At 70.6% G+C, this 12923-nt stretch carries 13 protein-coding genes; 3 read left to right on the plus strand and 10 right to left on the minus strand.

The features are described 5' to 3' along the window. Positions 1–129: 129 nt before the first annotated feature. The 3 genes from ABZ477_RS02370 (at position 130) to ABZ477_RS02380 (ending at position 4515) form a co-directional block, all read left to right on the plus strand. Positions 130–744 (plus strand): hypothetical protein, encoded by a 615-nt coding sequence (locus tag ABZ477_RS02370; RefSeq protein ID WP_360127246.1) that lies wholly within the window; start codon positions 130–132, stop codon positions 742–744. Between the two features lie 134 nt (positions 745–878). Further along, positions 879–3149: a CHAT domain-containing protein gene (locus ABZ477_RS02375; RefSeq protein ID WP_360127249.1), complete on the plus strand. Its 2271-nt coding sequence runs from the start codon at positions 879–881 to the stop codon at positions 3147–3149. 22 nt (positions 3150–3171) lie between these two features. Next, the gene (locus ABZ477_RS02380) at positions 3172–4515 is read left to right on the plus strand and encodes a hypothetical protein (protein WP_360127252.1); all 1344 of its coding nucleotides are present in this window, start codon (positions 3172–3174) and stop codon (positions 4513–4515) included. A 224-nt stretch (positions 4516–4739) separates the two neighbouring features. Here the strand turns inward: ABZ477_RS02380 and ABZ477_RS02385 are convergent, their stop codons facing one another. The 10 genes from ABZ477_RS02385 to hrcA form a co-directional block, all read right to left on the minus strand. Further along, positions 4740–4916 (minus strand): hypothetical protein, encoded by a 177-nt coding sequence (locus ABZ477_RS02385; RefSeq protein ID WP_360127255.1) that lies wholly within the window; start codon positions 4914–4916, stop codon positions 4740–4742. A 9-nt stretch (positions 4917–4925) separates the two neighbouring features. Then, positions 4926–5453, minus strand: a complete 528-nt coding sequence (locus ABZ477_RS02390) for a DUF2243 domain-containing protein (protein WP_360127259.1) — start codon at positions 5451–5453, stop codon at positions 4926–4928. An 80-nt stretch (positions 5454–5533) separates the two neighbouring features. Beyond that, positions 5534–6508, minus strand: coding sequence for a GTPase Era (gene era, locus ABZ477_RS02395; protein WP_360127262.1), 975 nt, complete (start codon positions 6506–6508; stop codon positions 5534–5536). After that, on the minus strand, positions 6501–7913 hold the full coding sequence (locus tag ABZ477_RS02400) for a hemolysin family protein (protein ID WP_360127265.1): 1413 nt from the start codon (positions 7911–7913) through the stop codon (positions 6501–6503). The genes era and ABZ477_RS02400 overlap by 8 nt, the downstream gene beginning before the upstream one ends. Continuing rightward, positions 7910–8380, minus strand: coding sequence for an rRNA maturation RNase YbeY (gene ybeY / locus ABZ477_RS02405; RefSeq protein WP_360127268.1), 471 nt, complete (start codon positions 8378–8380; stop codon positions 7910–7912). Before ybeY ends, ABZ477_RS02400 begins: the two co-directional genes overlap by 4 nt. Further along, entirely contained in the window at positions 8377–9408 is a 1032-nt protein-coding gene (locus ABZ477_RS02410; RefSeq protein ID WP_360127901.1) for a PhoH family protein, read from the minus strand. Before ABZ477_RS02410 ends, ybeY begins: the two co-directional genes overlap by 4 nt. Positions 9409–9451: 43 nt before the next feature. Continuing rightward, positions 9452–9799 carry an HIT domain-containing protein gene (locus tag ABZ477_RS02415; protein WP_360127271.1) on the minus strand — a complete coding sequence of 116 codons (348 nt, stop codon included), beginning with the start codon at positions 9797–9799 and terminating at the stop codon, positions 9452–9454. A 23-nt stretch (positions 9800–9822) separates the two neighbouring features. Then, positions 9823–10563: a 16S rRNA (uracil(1498)-N(3))-methyltransferase gene (locus tag ABZ477_RS02420; protein ID WP_360127274.1), complete on the minus strand. Its 741-nt coding sequence runs from the start codon at positions 10561–10563 to the stop codon at positions 9823–9825. 4 nt (positions 10564–10567) lie between these two features. Continuing rightward, entirely contained in the window at positions 10568–11686 is a 1119-nt protein-coding gene (gene dnaJ, locus ABZ477_RS02425) for a molecular chaperone DnaJ (protein WP_360127277.1), read from the minus strand. A gap of 51 nt (positions 11687–11737) precedes the next feature. Further along, positions 11738–12775 (minus strand): heat-inducible transcriptional repressor HrcA, encoded by a 1038-nt coding sequence (gene hrcA / locus ABZ477_RS02430; protein ID WP_360127280.1) that lies wholly within the window; start codon positions 12773–12775, stop codon positions 11738–11740. Positions 12776–12923 lie beyond the last annotated feature (148 nt).

Genomic DNA, 12923 nt, shown 5'->3' on the forward strand with positions numbered 1-12923 from the left:
CGCGGCGGCTAAGAAGGAGAAGCCGGCCGAAGCGCATGAAGTCAGGGTACACCCCGCGCGGCGGCGGGGCGAAACGGGCGAGATCGCCGGATGCTGAGACGATCGCGCCGCGCGGGACACGATGAAGGTATGAACCCTCTTCGTCGCACTGTCGCGGCCACCGCCGCCGCGGCATCCCTGATCCTTCTCGCCGGCTGCGCGACCTCTTCGGGCGGCAGCGCGCCCGCCTTCGGCGCGGCGTATCCCCAGCCGCCCGAGGGCGAGGTCATCGCGCAGGGAACCGTGATGGACATCGGAGGCGAGGCGGAGCTGTGCCTCGGGCCGGTGGCCGAGTCGTATCCGCCGCAGTGCTCCGGCATCCCGCTCGTGGACTGGACGTGGGACGGCGTCGAGGGCAGCGAGACCTCCGAAGAGACGACGTGGGGCGCGTATGCCGTGCAGGGCACGTACAACGGCGAGGCATTCACCGTGACGGCTCCCCCGATCATGCTCGCGCTGTACGACCCCATGCCGTTCCCCGACCCGACGAACGGCGAGCCCGGCGCAGGCGACGAGGCCGAGCTGAACGCCCTCCAGGAGGAGCTGCCCGACCGGCTCGGGGATCAGTACCTGTCGTCGTCGATCGAGAACGGCTACCTGTGGATCGACGTCGTGTGGGACGACGGGACCCTCCAAGATGCTGCCGACGCAGAGTTCGGCGAGGACATCGTCGTCGTCCGTTCGGCCATGCGCGAACTCGAGTAGCCGGGGCGGCCCCCTGGCGCGGGCGCGGACCGGTCCCGGTGCGCCGGGCTCTGGCGCGCCACCCGCGCGCGGTCTAGTGTGAGCGCCGGGCGCCCGGTCCGAGGCGCCGACCGGGACGCATGTGCGGGGCGACGATGGGTTCCAGCGAAGAGCGCGCGATCGAGGCGGTCATCCTCGCGAACAGCTTCACGCAGCCGCGCGGCCGCGAGTACGTCGTGGAGCTCTTCCCGCCCTCGGTGGTCGCGATCTACGACGCGGTCATCGTGCGGCCGGACTGGCAGAACGCCGCGACCCTCACGGAGCGCGCACTCGCCGTCATCGGTGTCTGGCAGGACGATCCGCAGCTCGACGCGCGATACCGGGCGGACGTCGAGGCGGGATTGCTCGGCTTCGGCGCCGGCGAGGACGAGGCGATCGACCTCGCAGTCCGCGAGGTGTCCGACGCGCTCGCTCCGGCGATGGCGGAGTCCGCCGGACCGGATGACGGGCTCCTCGGCGGAGGGCCGTCCGAGCCGTGGGCGCCCGGGCCGCCGGTGCTCATCCCGCGCGGCGAGGAGCCCGAGGAGATGCCGATGGCGGAGGCGCCCGGGGCCGAGATGCCCATGGCGGAGCCGCCCAAGGCTCCCGGCGACGGCGATGCGGCCTCCGGGACCGGCACGGGCTTCGGCAGCGGCGGCGCGGAGCTGCCGCCCAGGGACCGGGACGACGGGGCGGTCTCCGCAGAGCCGCCGGCCTCTGCGAACGGCGGCGGGGGTCCGGGCGCCGAGCCACCCGCGTCCGCGAACGGCGGCGGGGGTCCGGTCTCGGCGAACGGCGGGGGCGGTTCGGCGAACGGCGAGGCGGCCGCGACGGTGCAGACCTGGCTCAACGCCGAGGTCCAGGGCGATGACGAGGTGCTCGAGCCCCAGAACGAGTACATCCTCGCGGTGAGCTTCGGTGAGCAGAAGGCGACGGCCGACGGCACAGCGCAGGCGACGTTCACCTTCGCGGCGGGTCAGACCGCGGTCGACGTGACGGTGCAGCTCGTGAGCACGGACTTCACGGTTCCGCCGTTCCCGCAGCAGCTGCGCGTGGGCCGTGACGGAGCCTCGAAGGGCAGCGCTCTGTTCCCCATCACACCGCTGCACGACGGCCCGTCGACGCTCAGCGTGCTCGTCGACGTCCAGGGCAACTTCCTCCAGCGGCTCGAGCTCTCGTACGACATCGGCGCAGATGCGCATGTCGAGTCGACGAGCTTCGGCCGCCCCGCGGGGGCGGCGATGGTCATGGAGCCGCGCACGGCGTCGATGCAGTTCATGCCCGCGACCGGCGGCTACCAGCTGTTCGTCAAGGGCGTCACGGATGAGCAGGTCTTCATCGAGATGACCGACAACGAGATCGGCAATCGCATCGAAGACGTGCGCGAAGCGCTCTTGGCGATCGTCAAGGAGCCCGTCTTCGCCCTCGAGCTCGACATCCCCGACGACCTGAGGGCCGCGGCGCTCAAGAAGCTCGCGTTCGCGGGGTTCCGCCTCTATCAGTCGATCTTCGCCGGGTCGTTCGCCTCCGACGAGCTCAAGAAGGTCGGGACGTGGCTGCGCGAGAGTCTGGCCGACGACGTCGGGACTCTCCAGGTCGTGTCGAGGGGCTTCCCGGTGCCGTGGGCGCTCATGTACCTGACCGACAGATTCGACCCGGAGAAGCTCGACTGGAATAACTTCATCGGCATGCGCCACGTCGTGGAGCAGGTGCCCCTGCGCGAGATCCCCGCAATGCCCCCGGTCACGACGATCACCTCGACTCCGGATCTGAGCGTCCGGGTCCTCTTCAACGAGGGCATCGAGGCGCAGATGCCCTCCAAGCCCATCAGCGCGCAGCGCACCTACTGGTCGGGCCGCGGAGTCGCACTCGGGGAAGGCACGCGGGTGGACGACCTCGTCAAGAGCGCCCTCGCCACGACCGCGACCGACAAGGTGCTCTACCTCTACTGCCACGCGGTCGCGTCCGACAAGGACTCCGACGACTCCTACCTCGTCCTGACAGGAGACGAGCGGATCTCGCTCGGCGAGCTCCAGGTGTACGCACCGATCCAAGACCAGCTGCCCACGCATCCGCTCGTCGTCATCAACGCGTGCGAATCGGGCGACCTCTCCCCCGACTTCTACGACGGATTCGTGCCGTACTTCCTCGCGAAGGGCGCGCGCGGCGTCATCGGCACGGAGTGCAAGACCCCCGGCCGGTTCGCGAGCGAGTGGGCGATCGCGTTCTTCGATCGCTTCTTCGGCGGTGAGCGGCTCGGCGACGCCGTGCTCGGCATCCGTCGCGACTTCCTCGACACGCACGGCAACCCGCTCGGCCTGCTGTACGGCGTCCACTGCGACACCGACACACGGGTCGACCCGGCGCTCACGGCGCGGACCGGCTGAGCACGATCGGACAGGAGCACGCATGTCACTTCGGCGGATTCCCGGGAAGTCGCAGTCGTACCACCTCATCAGCTACGACAAGAAGGGCCGCGAGCAACGCGACGCCGACGGCGGCGTTGCGAGCGATGCCGCGCTCGAGGCGGTCAAGGCCCCCGGTGTGACCGACGTGTTCATGATGAGCCACGGCTGGCAGGGCGACTACGTCGACGCCGTCTCGCAGTACGACCGCTGGGTGGGCGCGGCCGATCCGGACAGCGACACGGACGGCATCCGCCCCGTCGCCATCGGGCTGCACTGGCCGAGCAAGGCGTGGAGCAATCGCGAGCTCAAGGAAGGCTCGACGGGACTCCTGGGCGATGGGCCGAGCGGCGAGGACTCCGTCACGGTCGATGAGGCCGTCGACGAGTTCGCGGCCCAGCTGGGGGACGACGCCGAGACGCGCGCGGCACTGCGAGAGGTGCTCTCGTACGCGGCATCCGTCCCCATCGATCAGGAGGCCTCGGATGCCGACGAGCTCCCGTCCGAGGTGGCGGACGCCTATCGCCGGCTCGTCGAGCACCTCGGCGCGGGGGGCGACGACGGCGGGCTCCTGGGCGGCGGATGGGATCCGGATGCTGTCTTCGCCGACTCGCTGACCACGCAAGCGGACGACGGGCTCCTCGGCGACGGGTGGTTCAGCCGGCTGCGCGAAGCGGTGCTGACGCCGCTGCGGCAGCTCACATTCTGGAGCGACAAGAACCGCGCGCGGGAGTTCGGCGAAGGCGCGGCGGCGCAGCTCGTCAGGGCGATCACGGATGCCTCGGACGTGCGGGTGCACCTCATGGGACACAGCTTCGGCACGATCGTGGTGTCGAGCGCCGTCCGGGGTGCGAACGGGAGCCCCAAGCCACCATCCCGGCCCGTCTCGTCGCTCTTCCTCGTGCAGGGTGCCGTCTCGCTGTGGGCATTCGCGGAGCACGTGCCCGACAAGTTCGGCGGCGGCCGCGGCTACCTCGCCGACGTCGTGCGGCCGGAGTTCGTGTCGGGCCCGATCGTCGTGACGCGCTCGAAGTGGGACTACGCCGTCGGCAAGTACTACCCGCTCGCCGTCCGCCTCGCCGGCCAGTACCTCCTCGGCGAGGACGAGGCGCCCAAGTACGGCGGCATCGGCTCGTTCGGCGCGCACGGCGTCGCCGGATCGATCCAGCTCCCGCCCCTCACGTCCGGGTCGCGCCCCGATCCGGGCTTCGAGTCCGGGACGCTCTACAACATCGATGCGAGCGCCGTCATCGCCCGCCTCGACGGAGCCTCGGGAGCCCACAGCGACATCGGCCACCCCGAGCTCTCATGGCTCGCGTGGAACGCGGCAAAGGCCGGCGCGCGCTGAGGCCTCCGGCTCGCGCCGTCGCTGCTCGTTGAGCGCGCGGAGCGATACGAAACGCCCGACCAGAGCGCGCCCGCCCCCGGTCGTTGAGCGAGCGGAGCGAGACGAAACGCCCGAGCACGGCGTCGGCGTGGGGTCCCCCGTGGGCTCGCACCGTTTCGTCTCGGTCGCTGCGCTCCCTCGCTCAACGACCGAACCTCGACGGGCAGTTCAGGGCGGGGCGCCCTTCAGGCGTCGCACTCGCAGATGAGGTTGTACTCCACGACGCGGTCACCCTCCTCGGGGCGTGCCCATGCTTCGGCTGCCGCGCGGTCGGCGAAGCGCCGCGGCGCGAGCCGTCCGTTCGCCATGAGGACGCCGACTTCGATCTCGTCGCGAGGATCCGTCCAGGGCATCGTGGACATGGCTCGAGTCTACGACCGCGGGGGCCGCGCCGGCCGGTGAAGGTGCTCCTCGGCGAACCGGCGACGGGTCCGCAGAAGCAGCGCGATTCCGGCCGCGGCGAGCCCGATCGCCATCCCGCTCCACATGAGGTCGTACGGCAGGATGCCGTCGAGGTGCCGTGTCTCCTGGAAGCCGAGAAGCCTCGGCTGGACCGTGCTCGCCCACCCCTGCAACAGGCCCGCGCCGAGGAGCAGGCCCCCTGCCCACCTCTTCCACCAGAATCCGTGGAGGCGCGCGACGTCGCCGAGCACGAAGAGACCCGCGATCGCCGCGAGCCAGCCGATCGTCTCGACGAGTCCTTCCGCCAGCCCGCCCAGTTCGGCCGCCGCGAGACTGTCGAACCGATCCCGATTCGCGGCGGGCCCGAAGACGGTTCCGCCCGCGAAGGCCACGAGACTCACTCCGAGCAGCACTCCTGACCACGCGTTGCGGGCGGAGCACGCCGCTCGTGCGCCCCAGGACGGCGACCCTGTACCGGGGAATCGGACGGTGACCATGCCGAACGATGCGCCGCGAACCGGCGGTTCACGCAGGCCATGGACCGATGGTGCGTCGTGTGCTACGACGCGTGCAGCCGTCAGAACCCGAGGCGGCCCAGCTGCTTGGGATCGCGCTGCCACTCCTTCGCCACCCGCACGTGCAGCTTGAGGAAGACCTTCGTGCCGATGAGGGGCTCGATCTGCTCGCGGGCTCGGGCTCCGACATCCCGCAGCCGAGAGCCCTTCCGGCCGATGATGATCGCCTTCTGGCTGTCGCGCTCGACCACGATGTTCGCGTACACGTCCGTGAGCGTGCCCGTGTCGCGTTCCTCGATGTCCTCGATCGTGACGGCGATCGAGTGCGGCAGCTCGTCGCGCACGCCCTCGAGCGCCGCCTCGCGGATGATCTCGGCGACGCGGTCCTCGAGCGACTCGTCCGTGACGACGTCGTCCGGGTACAGCGCGGGGCCGACGGGCATGAGGGCGAGCAGCTCGTCGGTGAGGACGTCGAGCTGGTCGTCGGTGAGGCTCGAGATGGGGATGACGGCAGCCCAGTCTTCGCGAAGACTGTCGACCTCCATGAGACGCTCGGTGATCTGCTCGCGGGTCGCGGCATCCGTCTTGGTCACGATCGCGACCTTCTTCGCCCGTCCGTAGCCGGAGAGCGACTCGGCGATCCGCCGGTCGCCCGGCCCGACCTTCTCGGTCGCGGGAACGCAGAATCCGATGACGTCGACATCGCCCAGCACCTGCTCGACGAGATCGTTGAGGCGTTGCCCGAGCAGCGTCCGCGGCTTGTGGAGGCCCGGAGTGTCGACGATGACGAGCTGCCCTGCGGGGCGGTTCAGGATGCCGCGGATCGCGCGTCGCGTCGTCTGCGGCTTGTCGCTCGTAATGGCGACCTTCTCGCCGACGAGCGCGTTCGTGAGCGTGGACTTGCCGACGTTCGGACGCCCGACGAACGTAACGAAGCCGGACCGCCCCTCGACAGGCTCGGGGATCGGGGCGGAGCCGGGAACCTCGACGGAATCAGGCCCCTCGGAGGGCTCGGGGATCAGGGGATCGTCAGCCATTTCGCTCCTTCTTGGACTTCACCGGCTTCATCGCCTTGGTGTCGGTCTCGCTCGCCGGCGGCACGATCGCGATGGGCTCCGTGCGTGGACGTGCGAGCCGTACCTCGCCCGTGCGCGGGCGCGACCCGAAAGCGTCCTCGGCGGCCTCGAGAGACTCGGCGCGCTCGACGAAGACGGTTGCGAGCCCGCGACCCCGACCGCGCGACGCGCCGCCCGTCATGAGGAGGCCCGCGTACTCGACCGTCGCCCCGGGCTGCGGGACGCGGCCCAGTGCTTTTCCGAGGAGCCCGCCGATCGAGTCGACGTCCTCGTCGTCGAGCTCGAGGCCGAAGAGGTCGCCCACCTCGTCGAGCCCCAGGCGGGCGCTCACCTTGAAGCGACCCGGCTCGAGCTCGACGGCCTCCTCCGAACGCGGGTCGTACTCGTCGGCGATCTCGCCGACGAGCTCCTCGATGAGGTCCTCGAGCGTCACGAGGCCTGCGACGCCGCCGTACTCGTCCACGACGAGGCACACGTGCACGGCGTCGCGCTTCATCTGCTGCAGAAGCGTCTCCGCCTTCATCGACTCGGGCACGAAGACCGCGCGCCGCGAGATGCGCGAGACGGGCGCGTCGCGCCACCCCTTCTCGTCGCGGAACCCGAACTGCACGAGATCCTTGAGGTACAGCATCCCGACGACGTCGTCGGCCTCGTCATCGACGATCGGCACGCGCGAGACACCCTTGTCGAGGAAGACCGTCATGGCGTCGCGCGTCGAGGCTGCGGCATCGACCGTCACCATGTCGGTGCGGGGCACCATGACCTCGCGGACGATCGTGTCGGTGAACTCGAAGACCGAGTGGATGAGCTCGCGGTCGTCCTCTTCGATGAGGTCCTTCGACGCGGCTTCGTCGACCATGTCGAGCAGCTGCTCCTCCGACGCGAAGGACGTGCCGCGCGCGACGCCGGGGGTCACGCGGTTGCCGAGCGCGACGAGTCCGTGCGCGAGCGGGCCGAGGATGATGCGGACTCCGCGGATGACGGGCGCCGTCGCGACGAGCAGCCGCTTGGCGTGCTGCCTGCCCCACGTGCGCGGGCTCGCCCCGACGAGGACGAACGAGATGCCGGTCATGATGACCGCCGCGACGAGCATCGCCCACCAGATGTTGTCGATCAGGAGCATGAACGACACGGTGACCAGGACGGCGGCCGTCGTCTCGGCGAGGATGCGCATGAAGACGACGGCGTTGGAGTGCACCTCGGGGTCGATCGAGATGCGTCGGAGCGACTCGGCGTTGCGTCCACCGAGCGCGAGCTCGGCCAGGCCGCCGCGCGACGTGACGCCGAGCGCGGCGTCGATCGCGGCCGTGAGACCGCCGAAGCCGACCAGCAGCACCGCCGCGAAGAGCAGCAGGTAGGGCGTCATGCGCGGTTTCGTCGCCGTTCGGCGTGCTGGAAGCCCACGATGAGGTCCTTCTGCAGTCCGAACATCTCGCGCTCCTCCTCCGGCTCGGCGTGGTCGAAGCCGAGGAGGTGCAGGAGGCCGTGCGTCGTCAGGAGGATGAGCTCGTCGAGAGTCGAGTGCTTCGCCGCGACGGCCTGCGTCTCGGCGACCTGCGGACACAGCACGATGTCGCCGAGGAGGCCCGCGGGCGTCGGCATGTCCTCCGTGCCGGGGCGCAGCTCGTCCATGGGGAAGCTCAGGACGTCGGTCGGCCCGGGCTCGTCCATCCACTGCACGTGCAGCGCCTCCATGGCGCCCTCGTCGACGAGGACGATCGCGACGTCGGCGTCGGGGCTGACGTGCAGCTCGGCGAGGTTGTGCTCGGTGAGTCGCAGGAGCACCGACTCGTCGACCGGGATGCCGGACTCGTTGTTGATCTCGATCGTCATGAGCGGCCTCGCTTCGGCAGATGGTCGCGGGGTCCCCCGGACCGCGGCATTCCGGCGCGCCGCTCGGCGCGGTTGGCGAATTCGGACGCCTCGTCCCTCTCGCGGCGCGACGCGAGACGACGTTCGTCGTACTCGCTGTACGCGTCGACGATGCGGCCGACGAGCGTGTGGCGCACGACGTCGTCGCTCGTGAGGTACGAGAAGTGGATGTCGTCGATGTTGCCGAGGACGCGCGTGACGAGCCGGAGACCCGAGGCGCCCTGGGGCAGGTCGATCTGCGTGATGTCGCCCGTCACGACCATGCGCGTACCGAAGCCGAGGCGCGTGAGGAACATCTTCATCTGCTCGGGCGTCGTGTTCTGCGCCTCGTCGAGCACGACGAAGGAGTCGTTCAACGTCCTTCCCCGCATATATGCCAGCGGCGCGACCTCGATCGTGCCCGTGGCCATGAGCTTGGGCACGAGCTCGGGGTCCATCATCTCGTTGAGCGCGTCGTACAGCGGCCGCAGGTACGGGTCGATCTTGTCGGTCAGCGTGCCGGGCAGGAACCCGAGCCGCTCCCCCGCCTCGACCGCCGGCCGCGTCAGGATGATGCGCGACACCTCTTTGCGCTGCAGCGCCTGGACGGCCTTCGCCATCGCGAGGTACGTCTTGCCCGTTCCGGCGGGGCCGATCCCGAAGACGATCGTGTTCTCCTCGATCGCGTCGACGTACGCCTTCTGGCCGAGCGTCTTCGGCCGGATGACCTTGCCGCGCGACGACAGGATCGCCTCGCCGAGCACTTCGGACGGCCGCGGGCCGCCTTCGCTCTGAAGGATCCGATTCGACGATGCGACGTCGGACGGAGCGAGATCGTGCCCGGCCTTCGCCATCGCGAGGAGCTCGTCGACGAGCGTGCGCGCGGCGGCGACGGCCGCGGCATCCCCCGTCAGCGTGATCTCGTTGCCCCGTACGTGGACGTCGACCCCCGGATGCTCCTTCTCGACGACCCGCAGGAGGCGATCCTGCGGGCCCAGGAGCTGCACCATGGCGACGCCGTCCGCATGGACGCGATCGACTGTCGGGGTATCGTCAGGCACCGAGTGTCTTCTCCTTCAGTCCGCCGGCAAGGACGTGGGCGTGTACGTGGAACACCGTCTGGCCGGCATTCGGTCCGGTGTTGAAGATGAGGCGGAAATCGCCGTCGGCGTGCTCCGCCGCGAGGGAGTTGGCGAGGCCGACCAGCTCGCCGAGGAGGTCGGGATCGCCCGCCGCGAGCTCGACGACGTTGCGGTACTCGTCCGACTTCGGGATCACGAGCAGGTGCACGGGCGCCTGCGGGTGGATGTCGCGGATGGCGAACGCATTCTCGGTCTCGGCGATGATCTCGGAGGGGACCTCACCCGCGAGGATCCGCGTGAAGATCGAGGATTCGCTCATCGCATCAGTCTATCGGCGAGCCCTCACCACCGGCCGAGCATCGCGCTGACGACCGAGATCGCGGCGGGTCCCGCCGTCGAGGTGCGCAGGACCGTCTCGCCCAGCCGGACGAGGGTCGCGCCGGCCTGCGCGAGTCGCTCGAGCTCCTCCGCGGCGAAGCCGCCTTCGGGCCCGACGACGAGCACGAGGTCGCGCGTGTCGTGGCCGTCGAGGGAGAGCTCGGTGAGGCGCCGCGTCGCGGTCGGCTCGAGGACGAGGACGCGGGATGCCGCAGCCCGGCGGATCAGGTCGTTCGTCGTCGCGAGCGCCGAGACCTCGGGCAGCCACGCGCGGTGCGCCTGCTTCCCCGCCTCGCGCGCGATCGTCTCCCAGCGGGCGCGGCCCTTCTCCGCCTTCGCATCCCACCGCGAGACGCTGCGCGCCGACTGCCACGGGACGATCTCGTCGACACCGAGCTCCGTGGCCGCCTGGACGGCGAGCTCGTCGCGATCGCCCTTCGCGAGCGCCTGCACGAGCACGAGCCGCGGTGCGGCGGTCGGGGCGTCGGCACGCGCCGTGATGCGGACGACGACCTCCGCCGGCTGCACGCTCTCGACCTCGCCCGTGAGCCACGCGCCCCGTCCGTCGCCGACCGTGACCTCCTCGCCGGGCCGGACGCGCCGCACGACGGCGGCGTGCTTGGCTTCGGCACCTGTGAGGGTCACGGTGCCGCCGGGCTGGGCCGATGCGACGCCGGCGTCCTCGACGACGAAGTGCAGGGGCATCCCGTCAGCCGTTCCGGAAGCGGTCGCGCAGCTTCGCGAAGAGGCCCTGGTGGAACTCCGCGAGGCGCGGCGCCGGCGCCTTCGTGCGCTTGGCGAACTCCTCGATGAGCTGGCGCTCCTTGTGGTCCAGCCGCGTCGGCGTCACGACGTGGACGCCCACCCGCAGGTCGCCGCGCTGCGAGCCGCGCAGCGGCGTGATGCCTCGGCCCTTGATCGTCAGGACGTCGCCGCCCTGCACACCGGGGCGGATCTCGAGCTCGACGGGACCGTCGAGCGACTCGATCGTCGTCGTAGCGCCGAGGATCGCGTCGGGCATCGACACCTCGAGCGTCGCCAGGAGGTCGTCGCCGTCACGGCTGAACACCTCGTGCGGCTGCACCGAGACCTCGATGTAGAGGTCGCCGTTGGGACCGCCCGCAGGGCCCACCTCGCCCGAGCCGGGCAGCTGAAGGCGCAGGCCCGACTCGACGCCGGCGGGGATGTCGATCGCGACGGTGCGGCGCGCACGCACGCGACCCTGGCCCTGGCACGTCGCGCAGGGGTACGGGATCGTCGTGCCGTAGCCCTGGCAGACGTTGCACGGCTGGCTCGTCACGACGTTGCCGAGGAGGCTGCGCACCTGGCGCTGCACGTGCCCCGACCCGTGGCAGATCTCGCACGTCACGGGCGAGGTGCCCGGCTGCGTGCACGAGCCGTGGCACGTCTCGCACAGCACGGCCGTGTCGACCTCGAGCTCCCGATGCACGCCGAACACGACGTCCTTGAGCTCGAGCGTCACGCGCACGAGGGCGTCCTGGCCGCGCTCGCGGCGCGACCGGGGCCGGCCGGCGCGCGCGCCGCCCGCCGCGGCGCCGAAGAACGTCTCGAAGATGTCGCCGAAGCCGCCGAAATTGCCCGCGCCGCCGCCGAAGGGCGAGTCGCCTCCGCCCATGTCGTAGCGGGCCCGCTGGTCGGGGTCGTTCAGCACGTCGTAGGCGTGCGTCACGAGCTTGAAGCGCTCGGACGCCTCCTCGCTCGGATTCACGTCCGGGTGCAGCTCGCGGGCGAGCCGCCGGTACGCCTTCTTGATCTCGTCGGGGGTCGCGTCCCGCGAGACGCCGAGGACCTCGTAGTGGTCAGCCACATTCGCCTTCCCGCCCGCGCTCTGCGCGGGATCGTGTGGTCGAGGACGCCGTCAGCGGGCGTTCTCGTCGTCTTCGAGCATCCGGGTGAGGTAGCGGGCCACCGCCCGCACCGCCGCCAGATTGCTCGGATAGTCCATGCGCGTGGGGCCCAGCAGCCCCACGCGTGCGTGCGATCCGGTCGCGTCGTAGTCGCTCGCGACGACGGATGCCTCGCCCAGCCCGAAGGGCTCGTTCTCGCGACCGATGCTCGTGGCGAGCCCCTGCTCGTCGGCGACCATCTCGCTCATGAGCCGCAGCAGCGTCACCTGCTCCTCGATGGCCTCGAGGAGCGGATAGATGCTGCCGCGGAAGTCCGACTCACGCCGCGCGAGGTTCGCCGCGCCCGCCATGACGAGCCGGTCCTGGCGGAACTCCTCGAGCTCCTCGGCGACGATGCGCACGATCGCGACCGTCGCGGCGGGGATGTCGGGCTCGTCGGATGCCGTCGAGAGGAACTCGTCGACGCGCTGAGCGCCCTCGCGCACGGAGCGGCCCACGATGAGGTCCCCCACGACGGAGCGGGCGCGCACCATGGCGACCTCGTCGAGCTCGATGCGCGATGCGACGAGCCGCTGCGAGACGCGTCCCGTGTCGGTCACGAGGATCACGATGAGTCGCCCGCCCTCGAGCGCGACGAGCTCGACGTGCGAGACGCTCGCGCGCGCGAACGACGGGTACTGGACGATCGCGACCTGACCGGTCAGGTGCGTGAGACCGCGGACGGTGCGCACGAGCAGATCGTCGAGGTCGCCGGGGCCGTCGAGGAAGGAGGTGATCGCGTGACGCTGCGCGGGGCTCAGCGGGCGGAGCTCGGCGAGGTGGTCGACGAAGACGCGGTAGCCCTTGTCGGTCGGCACGCGACCCGACGACGTGTGCGGAGCCGCGATGAGCTCCTCATCCTCGAGGAGCGCCATGTCGTTGCGGATCGTCGCGGCTGACACGCCGAACGAGTGCCGCTCGACGATGGACTTGCTGCCGACAGGCTCGTGCGTGTCGACGTAGTCCTGCACGATGGCCCGCAGCACCTGGAGCCCCCGGTCCGTGACCATCCCGCCCTCCTCACGCCGATCCCGCCTTGGCTGGCACTCCCCTGATCTGAGTGCCAATTCTACCGGACGCGCTCGGGGCGGTGCTGGATGACGCGGGTCAAGGCGTTTCGTCTCGCTTCGCTCGCTCAACGACCGGATGCGCCGTTGC

Origin of the sequence: Microbacterium sp. NPDC019599 (assembly GCF_040632175.1) — a bacterium.
Taxonomy (GTDB): Bacteria; Actinomycetota; Actinomycetes; order Actinomycetales; family Microbacteriaceae; genus Microbacterium.